General features: G+C 31.4%; 18 protein-coding genes and 7 tRNA genes. 20 read left to right on the forward strand and 5 right to left on the reverse strand.

The window, feature by feature from the left end; all coding sequences use genetic code 4:
* Positions 1–69: 69 nt before the first annotated feature.
* Positions 70–1,263 carry a phosphopentomutase gene (locus ACWXVN_RS02000; RefSeq protein ID WP_455978951.1) on the reverse strand — a complete coding sequence of 398 codons (1,194 nt, stop codon included), beginning with the start codon at positions 1,261–1,263 and terminating at the stop codon, positions 70–72.
* A gap of 111 nt (positions 1,264–1,374) precedes the next feature.
* Here ACWXVN_RS02000 and pyk point away from each other — a divergent pair, with 111 nt between their 5' ends.
* On the forward strand, positions 1,375–2,757 hold the full coding sequence (gene pyk, locus ACWXVN_RS02005) for a pyruvate kinase (RefSeq protein WP_455978952.1): 1,383 nt from the start codon (positions 1,375–1,377) through the stop codon (positions 2,755–2,757).
* 200 nt (positions 2,758–2,957) lie between these two features.
* Here the strand turns inward: pyk and ACWXVN_RS02010 are convergent, their stop codons facing one another.
* On the reverse strand, positions 2,958–3,326 hold the full coding sequence (locus tag ACWXVN_RS02010; RefSeq protein WP_438341373.1) for a YigZ family protein: 369 nt from the start codon (positions 3,324–3,326) through the stop codon (positions 2,958–2,960).
* A gap of 53 nt (positions 3,327–3,379) precedes the next feature.
* Here ACWXVN_RS02010 and ACWXVN_RS02015 point away from each other — a divergent pair, with 53 nt between their 5' ends.
* From ACWXVN_RS02015 to ACWXVN_RS02060, 10 genes are all read left to right on the forward strand, one after another.
* Entirely contained in the window at positions 3,380–4,285 is a 906-nt protein-coding gene (locus ACWXVN_RS02015) for an RluA family pseudouridine synthase (protein ID WP_455978953.1), read from the forward strand.
* A 75-nt stretch (positions 4,286–4,360) separates the two neighbouring features.
* Positions 4,361–5,305, forward strand: a complete 945-nt coding sequence (locus ACWXVN_RS02020) for a hypothetical protein (protein ID WP_455978954.1) — start codon at positions 4,361–4,363, stop codon at positions 5,303–5,305.
* Positions 5,305–6,360: a hypothetical protein gene (locus ACWXVN_RS02025; protein ID WP_455978955.1), complete on the forward strand. Its 1,056-nt coding sequence runs from the start codon at positions 5,305–5,307 to the stop codon at positions 6,358–6,360. The genes ACWXVN_RS02020 and ACWXVN_RS02025 overlap by 1 nt, the downstream gene beginning before the upstream one ends.
* A gap of 148 nt (positions 6,361–6,508) precedes the next feature.
* Positions 6,509–6,928, forward strand: a complete 420-nt coding sequence (rpsL, locus tag ACWXVN_RS02030) for a 30S ribosomal protein S12 (protein ID WP_438341369.1) — start codon at positions 6,509–6,511, stop codon at positions 6,926–6,928.
* Positions 6,929–6,984: 56 nt separating this feature from the next.
* Complete coding sequence (rpsG, locus tag ACWXVN_RS02035) at positions 6,985–7,455, forward strand: 30S ribosomal protein S7 (protein ID WP_438341368.1); 471 nt, start codon at positions 6,985–6,987, stop codon at positions 7,453–7,455.
* 20 nt (positions 7,456–7,475) lie between these two features.
* Positions 7,476–9,569, forward strand: coding sequence for an elongation factor G (gene fusA, locus ACWXVN_RS02040; protein ID WP_438341367.1), 2,094 nt, complete (start codon positions 7,476–7,478; stop codon positions 9,567–9,569).
* 68 nt (positions 9,570–9,637) lie between these two features.
* On the forward strand, positions 9,638–10,699 hold the full coding sequence (locus ACWXVN_RS02045; RefSeq protein WP_455978956.1) for a hypothetical protein: 1,062 nt from the start codon (positions 9,638–9,640) through the stop codon (positions 10,697–10,699).
* A gap of 144 nt (positions 10,700–10,843) precedes the next feature.
* Positions 10,844–11,878, forward strand: coding sequence for a hypothetical protein (locus ACWXVN_RS02050; RefSeq protein ID WP_455978957.1), 1,035 nt, complete (start codon positions 10,844–10,846; stop codon positions 11,876–11,878).
* Between the two features lie 2 nt (positions 11,879–11,880).
* Positions 11,881–12,744, forward strand: coding sequence for an MAGa7180 family putative nuclease (locus ACWXVN_RS02055; RefSeq protein WP_438341364.1), 864 nt, complete (start codon positions 11,881–11,883; stop codon positions 12,742–12,744).
* A complete protein-coding gene (locus tag ACWXVN_RS02060) occupies positions 12,734–14,590 on the forward strand; it encodes a DUF2779 domain-containing protein (protein WP_455978958.1) in 1,857 nt (618 codons plus the stop codon). The genes ACWXVN_RS02055 and ACWXVN_RS02060 overlap by 11 nt, the downstream gene beginning before the upstream one ends.
* A gap of 54 nt (positions 14,591–14,644) precedes the next feature.
* Here ACWXVN_RS02060 and ACWXVN_RS02065 read toward each other — a convergent pair.
* The 3 genes from ACWXVN_RS02065 to ACWXVN_RS02075 all read right to left on the reverse strand — a co-directional run bounded on the left by ACWXVN_RS02065 (position 14,645) and on the right by ACWXVN_RS02075 (position 16,434).
* A tRNA-Lys gene (locus tag ACWXVN_RS02065) sits at positions 14,645–14,720 on the reverse strand.
* 49 nt (positions 14,721–14,769) lie between these two features.
* A complete protein-coding gene (gene cls, locus ACWXVN_RS02070) occupies positions 14,770–16,239 on the reverse strand; it encodes a cardiolipin synthase (RefSeq protein ID WP_455978959.1) in 1,470 nt (489 codons plus the stop codon).
* Between the two features lie 104 nt (positions 16,240–16,343).
* Positions 16,344–16,434, reverse strand: a tRNA-Ser gene (locus tag ACWXVN_RS02075).
* A 192-nt stretch (positions 16,435–16,626) separates the two neighbouring features.
* On the opposite strand from ACWXVN_RS02075, the gene ACWXVN_RS02080 reads away from it, so the two are divergent.
* The 9 genes from ACWXVN_RS02080 to ACWXVN_RS02120 all read left to right on the forward strand — a co-directional run bounded on the left by ACWXVN_RS02080 (position 16,627) and on the right by ACWXVN_RS02120 (position 20,240).
* A tRNA-Asn gene (locus ACWXVN_RS02080) sits at positions 16,627–16,701 on the forward strand.
* A 3-nt stretch (positions 16,702–16,704) separates the two neighbouring features.
* Positions 16,705–16,780, forward strand: a tRNA-Glu gene (locus ACWXVN_RS02085).
* A gap of 9 nt (positions 16,781–16,789) precedes the next feature.
* Positions 16,790–16,865, forward strand: a tRNA-Val gene (locus tag ACWXVN_RS02090).
* Between the two features lie 66 nt (positions 16,866–16,931).
* Entirely contained in the window at positions 16,932–17,375 is a 444-nt protein-coding gene (locus ACWXVN_RS02095) for a GNAT family N-acetyltransferase (RefSeq protein ID WP_455978960.1), read from the forward strand.
* Between the two features lie 53 nt (positions 17,376–17,428).
* Positions 17,429–17,504: transfer RNA gene (locus tag ACWXVN_RS02100), tRNA-Thr, on the forward strand.
* A gap of 3 nt (positions 17,505–17,507) precedes the next feature.
* Positions 17,508–17,592: transfer RNA gene (locus ACWXVN_RS02105), tRNA-Leu, on the forward strand.
* 101 nt (positions 17,593–17,693) lie between these two features.
* The gene (locus ACWXVN_RS02110; RefSeq protein ID WP_455978961.1) at positions 17,694–18,530 is read left to right on the forward strand and encodes a DNA adenine methylase; all 837 of its coding nucleotides are present in this window, start codon (positions 17,694–17,696) and stop codon (positions 18,528–18,530) included.
* Positions 18,523–19,794: a type II restriction enzyme gene (locus tag ACWXVN_RS02115; protein ID WP_455967766.1), complete on the forward strand. Its 1,272-nt coding sequence runs from the start codon at positions 18,523–18,525 to the stop codon at positions 19,792–19,794. Before ACWXVN_RS02110 ends, ACWXVN_RS02115 begins: the two co-directional genes overlap by 8 nt.
* Positions 19,794–20,240 (forward strand): hypothetical protein, encoded by a 447-nt coding sequence (locus tag ACWXVN_RS02120; RefSeq protein ID WP_455978962.1) that lies wholly within the window; start codon positions 19,794–19,796, stop codon positions 20,238–20,240. The genes ACWXVN_RS02115 and ACWXVN_RS02120 overlap by 1 nt, the downstream gene beginning before the upstream one ends.
* Positions 20,241–20,609 lie beyond the last annotated feature (369 nt).

The raw sequence follows: 20,609 nt of genomic DNA on the forward strand, positions 1-20,609 counted from the left end.
TTTGGCCAGTTTATAACTCTAAACAAGACACAAAAAAAGACAAGAAATTCTTGCCTTTCATTATGGAAATTAGATCAGTTGGTCAAAAATGTCTTCACCGGTTTCTAGTAATGGACAATCAAAGTTACGAGCAACAATGTTTCCGGCTGTTCCTAAACCCATCAGTGGTTGTTTGAAAGCATGTGGTTTTGTGAAAGATTTCGAAAATACTGTCAATGGTAACGCTTCACGTGTATGATCACTTCCTGGTCAAGTAGGATCATTTCCATGGTCTGAAGTCATAATTAATAAGTCATCTTCTCGCATTGCATTTATTAGTTTTGTTAGTTTAATGTCAAGACGTGAAATGTTTTCACTGTATCCAATAGGATTACGACGGTGTCCGTAGTGGCTATCAAATTGAACTAAGTTGACAAAAACAAATTGATTAGTCGAATCAGAAGAAGCAATGTCGATAGCGATATCCATATTTTCATCGTCACTTGCAGGTCCATAAATTGTTTGGATTCCTACTCCTGAAAAAATATCTTTAATTTTTCCAACTCCAATAGTTTCAACACCTTTTGCTTGTAAATCCTCTAGTAAAGTTCTCTTCGGTGGCACGTTAGCGTAGTCGTGGCGGTTAAATGTACGAGTAAAGTCACCATTTTGTCCGATGTATGGGCGACTGATAACTCTTGCTACATTTCATTCTGGTCTAGATGAACAAATTTCTCTTGCTTTTTTAGCATATTCATTTAGTTTGTCTAGTCCTAATGCTTCTTCGTGCCCACAAATTTGCAATGTTGAGTCAGCTGATGTATAAACAATAATCTCTCCAGTTTCCATTGATCTTTGACCTAATTCTTTTAAAATTACTGTTCCACTTTCTGCTCTGTTACCAATAAGCTTACGATTATCTCAAGCTTTTGATAACGCTTCTAGCATTTCTTTTGGAAATCCATTTTCAAGAAACTGAGGACTTGGGGTTTTAGTCAAAATTCCCATCATTTCTCAGTGTCCTGTCAGTGTATCTTTTCCATTTGAAAGTTCATGGATTCTTCCAACATATGCTAGCGGTTTTTTATTTCTTGGCACGTGTCCTGCCATTTTTGCAACTTCAGTAATTCCTAGTTTATATCATGTAGGAATTTTGTAAGGTAAGACTTCTGAGGCGTGTAAAAATGAGTTAGCCCCCTTGTCTCCAAATTCTTCTTGACGTGGTTCAGGACCAATTCCTAGTCCATCAGTTACCAACATAAATATACGTTTAAATTTAGGCATTTTATCTCCTTTGTACTCCTTAATTTTATTACACATTTTTCACAATTATGATATATGGGGTAAAATTTTAATACTAAGCAAAAAGAATGAAATAAGGAGAAATTAAAGACAATGCAAAAAACCAAAATTGTAGCCACAATTGGCCCTTCAAGTGATAATTTAGAAACCATGAAATCGCTGCTTTCAAATGGTATAACTTGTGTCAGAGCAAACTTTAGCCATGGAAGCGGACAAGACCACAAACACAAATTTGATTTAGCTCGTCAAGCAAGTGATGAGTTAGGAGTCAACGTATCTTTAATGCTTGATACTAAAGGTCCTGAAATCAGAATAGGAAAAATGTTAGATGATATTCAACCTATTCAAAAAGATCAAACATTGGAACTTGTGTGTGATCCTAGTCAATACAAAGAAATGGTAGGAAACAGTCAAAGAGTTTGTGTCTCTTATGAAATGCATAAAGACTTAAAAGTGGGTGACACAGTTCTATTAGATGATGGTAAATTACAAACTAAAGTAATTAAAATTGAAAATAGTTCAGTATTTGTCAAAGCAAATAATAGCCACAATCTAAAAACTAACAAGAGAATCAACATTCCTGGAGTTGAATTTTCACTACCATTTATGTCACAAAAAGATCGTGATGACGTCTTATTTGGTATTGAGTATGGTGTTGACATTATCGCTGCAAGTTTTGTTAATAATAAAGAAAACTTGATTGAACTAAGAAATTACATGCACAAACATGGTGGAGATAATATTCAAATTTGTTCAAAAATTGAGTCTCAAAGTGGAGTTAACAATATTGATGAAATAATTGAACACAGTGATTCAATCATGGTTGCACGTGGAGACTTAGGATTAGAAATTCCTTTTTACGAAGTTCCTAGAGTTGAAAAAATGATTATTAAAAAATGTTTAAAAGCCAAAAAACCAGTTATTGTTGCTACTCAGATGCTAGACTCAATGGAAAAAAATCCATTACCTACAAGAGCTGAAGTAACAGATATTTATTGAGCTAATGAACTGGGTGCAGATTCAACAATGTTAAGTGGCGAAACTGCAAGTGGAAACTTCCCATTAGAAGCAGTGAAAGTAATGCATAAAGTAAATCAATCAGCAAATGAAGATATTTTACACTGTCCTACTAAATTCAAAAATTACATTACTAAAATCTTTAACTATGCTGATGAATCTGAAAAATGAGCTTATGATATGGCTCTAGAACTATTTAACGATGAAAGTAAATACCTTGTTGTTTTCTTACAAAACGATATTAACAAGCTTAAAACCTTAGCTAAATATCGTCCAAAACAAGAAATGATTGTTTTCGTAAACGACGAAAAACTTAAAACAAGATTCGGAATTGATTACAACATCAACATTCAAAAACAACTTCTTTCGTACGATGAGTTCAAAAAGTCAGGATTTTCTTCAGAAAAACTAAAAAATTCAATTTTTACTGAAAAAAATAGCAAAATTTTAACTTTTTAGTTCTATAATGGTTTTATAAAAAAACAAATTAAGGAGCTAATATGGGATCATGCTGTAAAGAAAAAACAGCTTGCAAATGCAAATGTGAAAACAAAGAAACCCAATGCAATTGCAAAGTTGACCAAAAATGTAGCTGCAAAGAAAAATGCAACTGCTAATTGTAGAGAAATAGACAGGTTCTTGCCTGTCTATTTTTCTAATTACTTTTGTGTGTTTAAAAAAGTTTCAATTTCTTCTTTGGCAGCTTTAATATAAGCTCCTGGCAATTTTGAGCGACCCAACAATTTTCCACCAAAGTAACGAACAACAAAAACTGCCAAGTTTTCAACATTTTTAAGCTGTAATAAATTCAATAAAGGCAATCCTGCTGAGTTTTTTGGTTCGCCATCATCAAAACCTTTTTCGCTCATTGAACCATCATTGTTTTTAATTCGATATGCATAACAAACGTGACGACAACGTTTGTGTTCTTTATACAGTTGTGCATAATAGTTGTGAATTTGGTTTTCGTTACTAACAGAATAAACATATGCCAAAAAACGAGATTTTTTTATTTCAATTTCATACATACTCAATCTTTTTAATTATAAAGAAATCAACTTGCTAATTGTATAATTGAAGAATGTTAAAAATTGAAGTTAAATACAGCGACAGAATAGACAAATACATTACAAATAATAGTGAAATTACGCGTAACGATGCGCAAGCTTTAATCAATGAAGGGGCAGTTAGCGTCGATGGTCAAAAAGTGAACAAAAATAAATTCATTGTCAATGAAGGACAAGTAATTGAGATTGAAAAATTGATTGATAAACAGGTAAAAATTGAGCCCCAAAATATTGGGATCAATATTGTTTATGAAGATGACAAATTGTTAGTTATTAATAAAAAAAGTGGGATGGTAACTCACCCTGCACCAGGAAATTACAAAGATACTTTAGTTAATGCTTTAATGTATCATTTCAAAAATAATTTGAGTAATGAAAATGGTTTAAACCGCCTTGGGATTGTACACCGTTTAGATAAAGATACAAGTGGACTTTTGTTAGTTGCTAAGGATAATGAAACTCACCGTTTTTTAGCAAAACAACTAAAAGATCACAAAATAAATCGCCGCTATCTTGCGATTGTCGATGGAATTATTGAAAATAAAATCACAAATATTGATTTACCTATTGGAAGAGATCCTAAAAATCGCCAAAAAATGGCTGTAACCAAAACTAATTCCAAAGAAGCACAAACAAAAGTAACTGTTTTGGACTATGTGAAAATCAAAGATAAAGATAAAACTCTTATTGAATGTGAGCTAAAAACTGGAAGAACACACCAAATTAGAGTTCACCTTTCTTACATAGGACACCCAGTTTATGGTGATCCTGTTTATGGAAAGGATGTAGATGATTTCAAACAAAGATTACATGCCTACAAAATAAGCTTTACTCATCCTAATGGCAACTACATGGAATTTGAAATTGAAATGCCTTGAAAAATGGATAAAGATATTCGCTTAAAAGGATATGATCAGTAATTTAGCAATTTAAGCCTTAGAGTGCTAAATGTGCTATAATTTTATTAATTGATAGGGGGTAAAATGTTTCCACTAATGCCGAAACCACCAACCAAAGAAGAATTGATGCGTGATGAAAAAGCAAAATTCAGACCTTGATTCATTTGAACTGGGATATTGCTATTCTTCTTCTTAGCTTCGACCATTGCCAACTTTGTAATTTCAATCATTCGCAGAAATTTCTATATAACTGCTTTTGATAGTCTATTAAGACAAGCGAATGCTGATGCTGACCAAAGTAGAATAACTGCCACTGCAGTTCAAGAAGCAAATGTAATTATTATTTACCAAACTGTATTTTTATTAGTTACCTTAGCTCTATCAACAATATTTGTAATCAACTTTTTTAGAGCTTTAAAAGATAAGGATTATGGCAAATTTAATCCAACAATGATTAGCTATTCAATCCTAGTTATAGGTTTCATTTTCTTTAGTCAGTACTCAATGTATTCACGTTTACAGACTTTGGGATCACAAGACTGAGTAGCCATTATTTCAATTTGCGAAATTATTTACTTTGTTGCTTGATGAATATTCTTCTGAAGAAAATGTCTGAATGTGATTCGTCAATTCAAAATGTATGAATTATGACAAAAACAACAAGAACTACAAGAAACTATGTTGCAAGGAATGAAAAATCAAAATGGACAATTCCCATTTTTCCCATTTGCACCGTCACAAGACAACGGAGAATCTAAACAACCACAATTTGAAAATAACACTGAACCACACACAGTTGCTCCTGAAAATAATAAGTCAGTGACAATGGATGAAAAAGAAAAAGAAATTTTTGACAAATACCCACAAGTGAAAGATTCAAAATATTGATCTTCATTAAAATCATTAACACGTGAGCAAATGCTAACAATGGCTCACCGCTTAAATATTTTTGAACCAGAAAATTTGTCAGATCTAGAATTAAAAGCAAAAATTACTATGATTTACATTGAAAAAGAAACAACAAAAAGCGAGGCTAACTAATGCTGTTTTTAAGTGAAGAAACTGCTAATACAACTCAAGAAGTAGCAACTAAAGAAAACAATAACAATTTAGCACAATTAGTAGTAGTTTTAGCATTGATAATTTCTGCTTGAATGGCATTTAAAATTGTGTCGTATTTTAAAAAAAGCTTGCAAATTTATCAAGCTGTACAAGGTGAAAAATTAAGAATAAAACACACATATGGACTAAAGAAAAACTTTAATATGTGAGTTTCTCCTGTTATAGCTTTTGCATTATTATTAGCAATTTTCATAGCAGGAATTGTGTTCTTGGCAATTGAATTGACCAAAAAGGAGCATAATTCAACATTATTAATTCTTTATAGTGTGTGAGCAGTAGTTTCAGTTGGAATAATTCTGGCCACTTCGCTATCAATGTTATTAATTTATAGAAAAGTGTACAGTTCTGAACTTTACCAAAATAAAAATTGATCTTCAATATTGAAGGGTGACTTAACAAGAGCATATGGTAATAATGAATATGTTGAAATTACTTTAGATGAAGAAGGGTTGAAAACTAAAAATTCAATGCTTTACAAAGCTCTTAGTCAAAGAATAGATCAATATAGATTGCTAGGTTCTAAATCTGTTCTAGAACAGTACAAAACAGTATTAGACATCAATTTTGTCGCAGAGTATTTACCACACTATGTTTCTGAATACACACTTTATGGAAATGTATTTAACCCAACAAGTGTTGATGACGAACAAAACATAGAGCCGTCAACACAAGATCCAAGCATTAGAGAACAAATCGCGTGAATGAATGCAATTGACAATAAATTTAGTGCTAAGAAAGATTTTGAACAATCAAAAGCAAATTTAGTGTCTGAGCAACCAAGATCGTCGCAAACTAGAAAAATTCAAAAAGCTAATCTTTATTTCATTAATACCAATGAATTTATGTGACTATCGTCAGAACCGTTTACAAAAATTAACGTTTTAGTAAATAACGAAAGACAAGCATTAAGAGTGCATGAATTACTAAAATTAATTAGTATTAATGCTTGAATTAAACTTAAAAACAATCTTTAATTTCTAAGGCAAACTAGCTAGTCTGGTTTGCTTTTAATTTAGCCCCAAAACAAAATAAAAAATTTTTTAGCACACCGGTTAAGTTGTTGTATAATTATGAATATTTTTAATTTCAATCAAAACAAAAATCATATAGAAAGGACACGATATGCCAACAATTAGTCAACTTATCACTAATGGTCGTAAAGATAAAGTTGTTAAACCAAAAGCACCTGCATTGCTATTGTCATACAACTCTTTACTAAAAAAAGATAAGAAAATTCCGGCACCATTCAAACGTGGTGTGTGTACTCGTGTTGGGACAATGACACCTAAAAAACCTAACTCAGCTACACGTAAATATGCTCGGGTAAGACTTTCAAACGGAATGGAAGTTACAGCCTACATCCCAGGAGAAGGACACAACCTACAAGAACACTCTGTAGTACTAATCAGAGGGGGAAAAGTTAAAGACCTACCTGGAGTTCGTTACACAATCGTTCGTGGAACACAAGATACAGCAGGAGTTAACAACCGTAAACAAGGACGTTCAAGATACGGTGCTAAAAGACCTAAAGCAGCAAAATAATTTAGTACATTTTTGAAATAAGATATTAATACTTACATTTATTAAAAGGAGAAATCATGTCAAGAAAACGCCAAGCGCCAGTTCGTGATGTTTTAGCAGATCCAATTTTTAACTCAAAAATAATTACTAAATTAATTAATGGAATTATGCTTGATGGTAAAAAATCAATCGCTGAAAATATCTTGTACTCTGCATTTGAAATTGTTAAAGAAAAAACTCAAAAAGACCCAATGGAAGTTTTCAACCAAGCTATTGAAAACATTACTCCACAATTAGAAATTAGATCACGTAGAATTGGTGGAAGTAACTACCAAGTTCCAGTTGAAGTTAGTGCACGTAGAAAACAAACTTTAGCACTACGTTGATTAATCCAATATTCTCGTCTAAGAAGTGAAAAAACAATGGATTTACGTTTAGCAAATGAAATTATTGATGCATCAAACAAAGTTGGTGGATCAATCAAAAAACGTGAAGACACACACAAAATGGCAGAGTCAAACAAAGCCTTTGCTCACTTTAGATGATAATTTTTTAAGGTTAAGTTACTATGGGAAGATCAGTTCGCTTAGAAGACTACCGTAATATTGGAATCATGGCTCACATTGATGCCGGAAAAACAACAACAACAGAACGTATTCTATTCCACACAGGAAAAATTCACAAAATTGGTGAAACTCACGAAGGGGAAAGCCAAATGGACTGAATGATCCAAGAACAAGAACGTGGAATTACCATTACATCAGCTGCTACAACAGCTTTCTGAAAAGGAAAAAGAATTAACATCATTGATACACCAGGACACGTTGACTTTACAGTCGAAGTAGAACGTTCACTTCGTGTACTTGATGGTGCCGTAGCTGTTCTAGATGCTCAAAGTGGGGTTGAACCTCAAACTGAAACAGTATGAAGACAAGCTACAACATACAAAGTTCCTCGTATCGTTTTCGTTAACAAAATGGATAAAGCTGGAGCAAGTTTCAAAGATTCAGTTGCCTCAGTTAGAAGTCGTTTAAACGGAAACTGTCACGCAATCCAATTGAACATTGGAGAAGAGTCACAATTCAATGGAATCGTTGACTTAGTAGAAATGCGTGCTTATGAATTCGATGGGCAACCTGAAGAAAACATGAAGGATATTGCTATTCCTGAACACCTAGTTGAAGAAGCACAAATCATGCGTCAAGAATTAGTTGAAGCTGTTAGTGACTTCGATGAAGAATTAATGATGATGGCGCTAGAAGGAGAAGAAATTAGTGCTGAAAGATTGAAACAAGGTATCCGTAAAGCTACCTTAACATCAGAATTCTTCCCAGCAGTTTGTGGAACCGCTTTCAAAAACAAAGGTGTTAAATTAATGATTGATGCTGCTGTTGATTATCTACCTTCACCAGTAGATATTCCAGCAATCAAAGGTCACCTAGGGGATGAAGAAATTTCAGTGCACCCTTCAGATGATGAACCTTTTGCAGCACTAGCATTTAAAGTTATGAACGACCCTTATGTTGGAAACTTAACTTTCTTCCGTGTTTATGCCGGAGTTCTAGAAAAAGGAAGTTACGTTAAAAACTCAACAAAAGATCAAAAAGAAAGAATTAGCCGTATTCTACAAATGCATGCTAACTCTCGTGAAGACATCAATGAAGTTAGAACAGGAGACATTGCAGCTGCTGTTGGTCTAAAATCGACAACAACTGGAGATACTCTAATCGCTGAAAAATCAGCTGACATTGTTCTAGAAAAAATGGAATTCCCAGAACCAGTTATTTCTCAAGCTCTAGAACCTGCTTCAAAAGCCGCTACTGAAAAACTTTCACTATCATTGCAAAGACTTTCAGCAGAAGACCCAACCTTCAGAACATATACTGATGAAGAAACAGGACAAACAATTATCGCTGGAATGGGAGAATTGCACCTAGATATCATTGTTGACCGTCTAAGAAGAGAATTTGGAGTAGACGTAAACGTTGGAGCACCTCAAGTTTCATACCGTGAAACAATTACTAAAACAGCAGATGTTGAAGGAATTCACAAGAAACAATCTGGAGGAAAAGGACAATACGGACACGTATGAATTAAATATGAACCTAACCCAGATGGTGGATTTGAATTTGTTGACAAAATTGTTGGAGGAAAAATTCCAAAAGAATACATCAAATCAATCCAAAAAGGTCTTGTTGAAAAAATGGAAATTGGTATTCTTGCAGGATACCCAATGATTGACATTAAAGCAACACTATTTGATGGATCATACCATGAAGTCGACTCTTCAGAATTAGCTTACAAAATTGCTGCATCTAAATCACTAACCAAAGGAAAAGAATTATTAGGAACTGTTCTACTAGAACCAATCATGGACGTTGCTGTTACTGTTCCTGAAGATTACTTTGGAGACATCATGGGAGATATTTCACGTCGTCGTGGACAAGTTCGTGGAGACGAAACACGTAGTGATGGAGTTCACATCATTAAAGCATTCATTCCACTAAGTGAAATGTTTGGTTATGCAACCGACTTGCGTTCAATGACAGCTGGACGTGGAAACTACCAAATGTGATTTGACCACTACGAAAAAATGCCTAAAAACTTATCTGATGAAATCATCAAAAAACGTGGTGGAAAAGTTAAAGTTGAAGAAGACTAATTATCTAAAAAAGCAAGCCAATAATAAGCTTGCTTTTATTTTGTTAAAATTTCTTAAGGTATTACATCATGAAATTACTTAAAATTCTTAGATTTAAAAAAAACATTTCTCGTGTCAAAAATCACTCTGAATGTAAGAGACTTTTATACGATAATATTAATTTAATAACCTTTGTTTATACGAACACGAGAAGAAACAAACCACAGTTCAAAAATGCATTTTATGCTTTATTTGAAGTTGTTTTACTGACTACATTTATTGGTGTCATTGCGTTGCCTTTTTTCAGTATTTATAATCTAGCTGTAAAACAAGAACCTAATAAAATGTATTATTTATGGATTTTTGTGGCTGCAAGTATATTGGCATTTGTTTCACTGCTGATAGTAAAAATAATCCAGATTATTTTCATCAATCATATGCACAAATTGTCCGAAATTATTCGTACCTTTTTGAAAAATGAAAAATTAGATAACAATGAAAATGTTATTCTAAACCAAATTGTTAATGAAAGATTAAACGTCTTTAAACTTGATTTTGCTCCTTACGCAAAACATTTTAATCTAAACAAATTGGATAAGTTTTTAGAAATGGTCGAAGATACTTTAGAAGTTGCAACTAAAGATAAACGTAAAAACATTTCAACCTGAGTATTGGAAAAGTTATCAATTTTAGCTATTTATTGCTTAGCTTTATTCTTACTGTTAGACTTTTTAATTGAATTGCAACTGAAATTGAGTAATAATCATCAAGAAATTTCATCAGGTGGTTTTGTTTCGCTTGTTTCTAGTCCTTTAGTTTTGATTATTTTTCTTGTAACACATCATAGTAAAGTAAAAGTCACTAAAAAGATTTTTAAAGTCGCAATAGGTGCATTAGTTGCAAAACAATCAGATATTTATTTGAATCTTCAAGTTGAAAAAACCCTTGAAAAAATCAAGTACTATCGTTATTTATTAGAGAAAAATGAATTCAAGCAAAAATACATTTTTATGATTTTGCAGCAAATTAATATTTTTGCAAATAAAGACGTCGTACATGGAATGAACAAAAACTATAGTTACATAAAAATTGATATTATCAGTCAAAATTTAATGGCAATTCAGTCTTTTTTAGAAAAAACACAACAATAGAAAAATGGATTTTGCAGAAAATGTCGAACTTTTCGACATTTTTTTATCTACTTTTTACAACTTTTTTGTGTCAAAAAAATGAACAAAATCATACTTTTTTGTTTTTGTTGCATATAATTATTACTATGTAATAAAGGAGCATAAATGTCAGAAATACCAAACATCGATCAGTTCGAGAGTTTTAGTGATGAAATTAAATTCTTACTTGATAAAAACGAAATGAGTCAAAAAGAACTTGCTTTGCGACTGGGTTTGAGTTTAAAACATGTTAATAGTTTTTTAAATGAAGATAGCAATGTGATAACAACAGGAATAATTGAAGGTTTAGAATTTGTTTTTCAACTTCCTAACGGTTCACTTTGAAGACATTATCAACTATATCGCAACCGTAAACAAGGTCTTGATATGGGGGATGACCTAAAAATTCATCTAGAAAGTTATGGAGTAAAATTTCTAATCAAAAATCCACAACTTTTAATTAAGCAAAACATTCAGATTCGTGAAGAAATGGAAGACTGAAGAAAATTGATGTTATTAAAAGAATTTTATGGGGTCAATAAATTAGAAAATTACAAAGAATATTTGGAAAAACACATTTTGGCAGAATCTAAAAAATATTACAACAAGCCTAATACATATGTTTGAATTCGTTTCTGTGAATTGGGTATTGATCACAACCTAGAAGTTGGAAACTTTAGAAATAGTCAATTTAAAGTAACTCTAAAAAAAGTGCTGAACATTATGTCAAGCAGCGTAACTTTTAGTGAAAAGATCGAACTTTTAAAACATTTTCTAGCAAGCAAAGGGATAGTTTTAGTAACAAAAAAATATATAACAGGAGCAAAAATAAGAGGTATTACTCTTAAAAAACGTGCTAAACGTTACATTTTCTTGAATGACATTTACAATCGTGAAAGTTTTATTTTCTTTAACTTATTGCACGAAATTATTCATTGTTACCTACCAGATTTAAAAGAAGAAGAAATTGACAAAAAAGTTTTTGAAGAATATGATAATTGAGAAAGTCATGCTCATACAAACTATAAAGCAATTTATGATGCAATCATTTCTATCAAACAAATCACAAGCCTAAGAGAAAAAAGCCCAAAAGCAGACATTTCACACATTTGAGAAACTATTCAACAAAAATATGAAAGTGTTAGTTTTGAAGAGGAATAATAATGGAAACCACAGAATTAAGAGAAAAGCTTTTGGCATCATTTCCAAGAAAATACTACAATGATCGCCACTACACACTTGACGAAGAAAAAAGAATAGTAATATTAGAACCTTTTTTTCATAATATGCTTTTTAAAAATGAACCAGGTTCATTCGCGGGATTTAAAAAAATTGGTGGTTCATCAATAGCTAAGGTTTTAAATACTGACGTTTTTAACAATCATTTTCAAGCCTTTTGCCATATAAGTCGTTTAGCGTTGCCAATGTTAGATCCTAAATATGTTAATGCAGGGGTTATTTTAGAACCTAAAATAATTGCAAAATTAGCAAGAGAAGCGAAAGTTGAAGTGCAAACATTTAATGCCCGTGAGTACAAGTATGACTATTTTGCTGACAAAAATAAATATGTCGGTGGTATTCCTGATGGTTTCATTGAGTCAAAAAATACAGTAGTTGAAATTAAAACTGCTGGTGTTAAAAAATGGGAAGAATGAAAGAAAAATGGTCCAAGTCTCGCTTATATCAAGCAAGCTCAGTTATATGCTTACTTGATGGGAGCTGAAAAATTTGGTATTTTTGCACTCTTTTTAGAAGAAGAAGACTATCAAGATCCAAATAAAGTTGATGTCAATAAAAGACATGCTTTAGCCAATATATACCCATTAGACGAAAAGCAAGCACGTGACGATTTAGAATACGTAATAAACTGATTTAAAAAAACAACTATTAATGGTTTTTCTGAACATTATGATCCAGTTATTGATGCTGATCAAGTCGACTATCTGCGCTGTCGTAATGAAAATGACTGAGCAAAATTGCTGCTTAAGTGATATGAAAATGGAAAGGTTGTAATTCGTGACAAATAAAAAATACATTCAATATAAAGACTATTTTACATACAATGTTTCATCAGAGTACTGATTAACACACACTGAAGAAGATTTTTTATTAGAACATAATGTACAAAATGCAAGTTATTATGATGAAGACGATGATGAATTAGAAGACGATGATGAAAATAAAGAGTGAGCTAACTTCATAGGTCTTTTTGAAACTACTGAAGAATTCAACTACTCAGACAAATTTGGTCTTGATTTGTATCGCGCTCATGCTGACAACAAGGTTTTTAATTTAGTAAATAAATCTATCAACTTGTATATCAATAAATATTTTCAAAATTTCAAATCAGTAATAATTCCTCTTTCAACCAAACTGGAACAAAAAATTGAATTGACTAAAAAGCATTTAGATGACCCGGAAATAGAGGTAATTATTGGTCCAGTTTTTGAGTATAAAGATGCTTTGGCTAAACCTGCTGCATACAACAAAAAAACAGGTTTAATGTTAGACAAAAAACCAGTAGCTAAAAGCTCACTTGACAATCTTTTGAAAGGTTATTGAAATTGCCAGATAGCAAAACTTTCTGGTGTCAAAAATTTGACATGTTATCGACTTCTTGTTTTTAATAAAGACACAAACAACACTCAAAAAAATACTTTAGATTTCTACTTGGCAAGTGAAGTGGCAAGCACGAAAAGTCAAAAAGAATTCGTTGCCTGGTTAGACGACAGCAAAAAGTTTTCTTTCGATAAAGTAATTTTTGAAAATGACGGAAAAGTAAAAAAAGATTTACGATGTGCTGATGTTGAATACTTTATAAAAATAATTAAAGAGTTAAGAAGTAAAAAAGAAAAAACTTCTTATGTTCTAAGTGAGAAGGATGATTCAAGCAAATGATGCAAAAAATACAAGACAAAAACAAATCTTGTCTTCAACACCCTATATCCAACTTTTTCACATATTCATGGTTCATTTGTATCTAAAATAGCCGAAAAAATTTTTCACGACCAGCCATATGATGATATATTGCAAAGAACCACTTCTCAAGCTAATGCTCTCAACAAGATTTTAAGAAAAGAATCTACACTAAATGAGCAAGTGGTTGAAAATATAATTAAGCCATTGAGACAAAAAGATAAAGTGGTTGTTTGATACGATTTCGAAGGTTTTTCTATGCCTTATCCAATTTTTGATTACGCTTTGCCATATCGACAAATAGTTTTCCAAGTAAGTCTAATTAAAACAATAAACAATCAAATAATAAGCAAGGAAAATGTTGTCTTAGATCCTAGAAATCTTGAACTATCACAATATTTGGATTTTATTAAAACAATTTATGATCCTAATGCCTGTGCGTATGTAGTCTTTAACAAATCTTACGAAAATACTCGTTTAAGAGAAATGGTTGAACTTTACGAAATAACTAATTTAAAAACAGGCGGTAAAGCAATTTCACAAGAGCAAATTGATGAATTGAAAAAAATGGTTGACAAAATTATAAGTGAGGAACTGTGTGTAGATCTTGAAAATGTTTTCAATTACTCTAAAAATGCTATCTATTTCCACCAGCTAAGAGGTTTTTCTTCAATTAAAAAGATTGAAAAATTAATAACTAAATCAAAACTACAACTTCCTGTAATGATTACTCCTTATAGTGAGTTAGAAGTACAAAACGGAACAATGGCAATGACATGTGCTATCTGCCGTTATGCTGACACAATTCAAGATAATAAATGAGAAGAAGTAGTCAATAATTTAAAAATATACTGTGAAAATGACGTTATGGCAATGATTATGGCATACCAGTTCATTGAATTAGTACTGAAAAAAGGTGTAAATATCATTGATAGGGACCTAAATATTTTTGAATAAAAAATCAGACCTTGCTAAAAAAGTCTGATTTTTTTTGCGGTCAAAATGATGATATGGTACACCGTACAGGGTTCGAACCTGTGACCCGAAGATTAAGAGTCTCCTGCTCTACCAGCTGAGCTAACGATGCATATACTTAAAATGATAGCACTTTTAAACAAAAAAGCACCAAAAGTGCTCTATAAAACTGGTTTAAAAATTCTCAATAAGTACTTAGCTATCAAACCGTTTTTCTTGTTCAACAACTTTTTAAGTTGCTTTTCATCATGTAAACGATCGTAAGTTTCAAAAATATATTTTATATCTTTTGTTGCTTCACCACTGTAAAAATTGGTCACTTCAAATTGAGTATAGAAACTGCGATGGTCAAGATTTAAAGTTCCCAAATATGCTAATTCATCATCAACTAAAGCAATTTTTGAGTGTAAAAAGCAATTTTTTACTAATTTAACTTTTAGTCCTAGTTTAATCAGAGGTTTTAAACAAGAAATAGTTGCAAAATATACATATGCCTTATCTCACAGACCAGGAATGTAAAGAGTAATATCAATTCCTTGTGCTAAAGCATCACTTAACGCCATCGAAAGTCTTTTACTTGGTATGAAGTACGGTGTCGATAATTTTATTGATTTGTCCGCTTCGCTTAGCATTTTAATCATTGTTGACTCTATAAATGGAAAATCACATGCTGGCCCGTCTTCAATGGTTGTGATAGCATTTTCATATTCATTATGTTCGTTATTTGATGCCAAAAAATAGCTTTCAATATTGCCTAATTTTTTACCCGATTGTTTGTATCAATCATAGCTAAAAAGTCTTGTGTAATACTCAACTATTGGTCCTTGTAAGCTGATATTTGCGTCTTTTCAAATTCCATATTTTTTTGAAAAGTTAGCATATTCATCACTAATATTACATCCACCTGTAAAAACATAATTGCCATCAATAATAACAAATTTACGGTGACTGCGATAGTTGGCATTTCCAGTAATAAAAGGAAAAGGGATTTTTTCAAACCGAACAATTTTTATTCCAAGATTTTCAAGTTCTTTAAATGTGCTACGCGGTAAGTCTCAAGAACCAAAATCGTCAACAATGATTTTGACTTCTAAACCTTCAGAAACTTTTGAAATTAGAATTTGCTTCAGTTCTTCAAAGATTTCTCCTGGCTTAATAATGTAAGTTTCTAAAAAGATGAATTTTTTAGCCTTTTTTAATTGGTTAAAAAGTTCTTGAAAAAAGAAATGTCCATTATCAAAAGTTATTATTTTAGCTGGATATATGTTTTTAGCATTCATTTTGGCAATTTTTTGTAACTTTTCGCAGTTGATGGACTCATTCAATTCATATGTTTTATTGTTTTGTAAAAATGAATTTCTTTCTTTTACATAATCTTCAAAGGACAAAACTTTTGAATATTTTTGTCCAAAGATAATATAAAGAATATGTCCAATTAAAGGCAATGAGATAAAAACAATAATTCAGCTTTGCCTTGTTTCGTTTGGCCGATCTTGAGTAAAAACAATGATATTAAAAATTAAATTTAGAAAATAGATAGCAGCAAGAGTTGAAATTAAGGCAATATTGTTGCTGTTTTGAATTATTAAATATATGACTCCAAAGAGTCCTAGAATTAATATTAATAACAAAATATAATAGCAAACCAACTTTAATTTACGCTTATCCATAAGTAAAATTTTACAATTTTGTGCCATTTTTGTCTACTTTTAGGTCAAAAAAGTTATAAAAAAAATGGCGGGCTGGAGAGGATTCGAACCTCCGCGGGAATTGCTTCCCCTACAGTCTTAGCAGGACCGCCTCTTCGGCCTCTTGAGTACCAACCCAAATTTTGCATATCTATTATAACATGTTTTATGTATTTTGTTTTGTCTTTAGTTGCTGACCAACTAATCCAATTGTTGAGTAAACTTAAAAAATTTGTTATAATATTCAAGCGAAACAGCCAAACAAACAATAAAAATATTTTTTGAAAAGAAATTTATTTTTATGTATAATTATTAAGCAATTTAAAAGTTGCCGACATAGCTCAGCGGTAGAGCAGTTGGCTGTTAACCAATTGGTCACAGGTTCAATCCCTGTTGTCGGCGCCAGTTGGCCCTATGGTGAAGCGGTTAACACACATGGTTTTCATCCATGCATTCGCGGGTTCGAGCCCCGCTAGGGTCACCATTTTTTATCGGACGATTAGCTCAGTTGGGAGAGCATCGCCCTTACAAGGCGAGGGTCGTGGGTTCGAGCCCCTCATCGTCCACCATATGTTAAATCACCAAGCACACAAGTGCTTTTTTTATTTGCTTTTTTGTTATTATATTTGTGTATTATGGATATCAAAATTAAAAAACTTAGTGAAATGACAGGTTTGGAAGCAATGCATATCTTTGCTTTGCGTCAAAATGTTTTTATGATAGAACAGCAGTGTTTATATCAGGATATCGATGAAATTGATGCTACTGCCAGCCATACCTTTTACTATATTGGAAATGAAATTGCTTGTTATTTGAGATATTTTGAAAGTGATGGAAAATACAAAATAGGTAGAGTTATAACTAACCCACGTTATAGACGTCAGGGATTGATGCAAAAGTTTCTGTCTGAAGTGGTGCAAATTGTAAAGAATGTAGCACAACAAAAAGGGTTACAAATATGACTATCGGCGCAAGTTTATGCATTAGGTCTATATGAAAAATGTGGCTTTGTAACAGTAGGTTTTGAGTATTTAGAAGATGATATTCCCCACATCGATATGTGTCTTGCTGAAAAATAAAAAATTTTAAAAATTTGTTCTTTAAATTGTTATAATATTAAAGCAAATTAAAAGCCTCCTTAGCTCAGTTGGTAGAGCAACTGACTTGTAATCAGTAGGTCGTAGGTTCGAGTCCTATAGGTGGCACCATTTGCGCGAGTGGTGAAATTGGCAGACACGCTAGTTTTAGGCACTAGTGCTTCACGGCGTGAGGGTTCAAGTCCCTCCTCGCGCACCATATCAAGAAATTGACCAGAAAGCCCAAAGGGGCTTTTTTTGTTTCAAATCCGATGTTATTTTGGAGTTAAATATATAATATTTAAAAAGGAAATTTGAAAAATGAATAGCAAGAAATTACAACCAATCATAAAGTGGGTAGGAGGTAAAAGACAACTTCTTCCTGAAATTTCAAGATTAGTACCTAAAAAGTTCAATAATTACATTGAGCCATTTATTGGGGGAGCCGCAGTATTATTGGAATTAATGCCTAAACAAGCGTTAATCAATGATCTTAATGAAAGTTTAATAAAAACATACAAATGTGTTAAGGATAAGCCTGAAGAATTAATTGAGCTTCTTAAAGAACACAAGAAGTTAAATTCAAAAGAATATTTCTATCTTGTTCGTTCGCAGGACAGAGACCCTAATTACAAAGAATGAAATGATTTATTAAAGGCTTCAAGACTTATTTACTTAAACAAAACTTGTTTTAATGGTCTATTTAGAGTAAATCAGGCTGGTTTTTTTAATACCCCATATGGAGCATATAAAAATCCAAATATAGTCAATGAAGAGGCTATACGGAATTTGTCTAATTATTTTAACAAAAACAAAATTATTTTTATGTCAGGTGATTATAAAGAAGTGCTTAAAAAGGCAAAAAAGGACGATTTTGTTTATTTAGATCCTCCCTATATGCCAGTTTCTAGTTCTGCCTCTTTTACCGGCTACACAGAAAATGGTTTTAGTAAGGAGCAGCAAGTGGAACTAAAGAAAGAATGTGACAAATTGAACAAAAAAGGAGTGAAATTTTTACTTTCCAACTCTGAACACGAATTTATAAAAGAGTTATATAAAGACTACAAAATAACAATTGTTACAGCTAAAAGAACAATTAATAGTGATGCCGCTAAACGCGGAAATGTTAATGAGGTTTTAGTAAGAAACTATGACTAACAAAATAACTTTAAGCGAAGCTTGAGAAAAAATATTCGAGAAGTATGACATTTTAAACGAAATAGAAAGGCATGGTTACTATTTTATAACTGTTGAACAAATCAAGGAATACAAAGAACCACGACTAATGGCAAAATGAGATACTCACAAGTCATTGCCCAAAATATTTAAAGATAATCAGATAAACATTTTACCTGTTGATAAAACTCATTACATACTTGGAAAATTTAAACTATACAATAACATATTGCCAATTGTAACAAAACCCACAATTATAGACAGAACAATACTGGACAAATATGAATCCTTGCAACTTGATAACATAAGCTCAGAAACGCGAATGTTAAATATTTTGTTTATATCTAAAATTTTGGATGATTTTTTGGGCGTGACAGGTAACATACAAACGTTTAATGGGAGAATGTGAACTAATAATTTTGATTTTGTAGTAAACACAAACGATGATAAAAAGGCAAAAATATCGGTAATTAAGGCACAATGTGAGATTGATGCTGGCGCTGAAAACGAAGAATCGATTGTAATAATAGAAGCCAAAAATATACCATTGTTAGATTTTAATATTAGACAACTTTATTATCCATATAGATTCTGAACCACAAAAGTCAAAAAGCCAATTAGGTTAGTATTCTGTGTGTACGTTAATAGGATAATCAATCTATATGAGTATAAATTTAATGATATTAATGATTACTCATCAGTGAATCTAGTTAAATCAAAAAGATATTCATTTGAAGATGTAAATTTATCTTTGTTCGATATTTATACTACTTATGCAAATTTAAACTCTAACGAAATATATAGTAGTAAAAATATTTCTCTAGATATTAATATTGATTTGTTTATTTCAATAATAGAAATGCTCACAATCCGCCCTTTGTCGTTCGCAGAAATAATGGATAAAACTAATCTAGACGACCTATCTATTATAGAAATACTGAATTTTGGTCTAAATATAGAGGCAGTGTACAAAAATGAAAACGGAAAAATAACTCTTTCAAGAGCGTGAAAGAAAAATGTGTATAAACCATACAAGGAAAGACAACTTTTCTTTGTGCGAGAGTTTTTAAAATTAGACAAAATAAACGAGTTGTTTGTAGAATGCTTAGATAAGATAAAAGACAAAGAAGAGAATGAAAGTTCATTAATTTTTATCAATGACAACGTTCAAGAATTAGATAATCACCTTTCACCAAATAACGGGTACTCAATAATAAGATGAATTCTTTCATTGATCAGTAACTAATGGCAGCAAAAGCTGCTTTTTGTTTTCAAAAAGCTAAAAAATCAAAAAGACAGCCAAAAAATAAGCAATTATGGGAACAAGAGAATTTAAGGGGGCAAAGTAATGTGTTATTAGTCGCACTTATCTTAGTTACCATTATTATACCACAAAAAAATTTTTCTTATCAAAAAAAACTTTACAAAAAAACAATCACAATTAAAAATAAACTGCAATTAACAAACTCAAAAATTAATCAAGTCAAAAAAAATAACAAAACAAAAAAATACAAGATAAACCAAGAGAAAAAATTGTTGTGTATTAATTTATTTTTTCTTTTTCTTTTTCTATTCGTTTATTTATGCGCTTTTAGCGCTTTTATTTTTTCATTCTTGTATTTTTTCTTTCTATACTTGTTTTTATTTGTCTTTCGACATTATGTTTTTATTTTTCCTAACTTACAAAAATAAAACTAATTAATAACAATAGAGTTAAATGTTTCTTTTAACTTAATGTAAAGATATTACTATAACTGATACGCGATACCATAACAACAGCATTTTTAATCAAAATTTCTAAACTTGAAATAAAAAAGTGAAAATTCCCCTAAATTTTTCAAGTTGAATTATGAAAACTAATATATATCTAATTTCGCTTGTATCAAGCATTTTACAATCAAGACAAGGTTTACTATGTCCTAACCTAGAAAATTGCTTAAAACCCCTTAAAAACTAAAAATAGAAGCATTTAGCAAAAAACAAGACAACAACAAAACTAAAAAACTAGTAAAAATCCAAAAAATAAAGTAATCAAAAGTTGATATCCAAAAACTCTTTAAT

This window comes from Mycoplasma sp. 4044 (assembly GCF_053851695.1).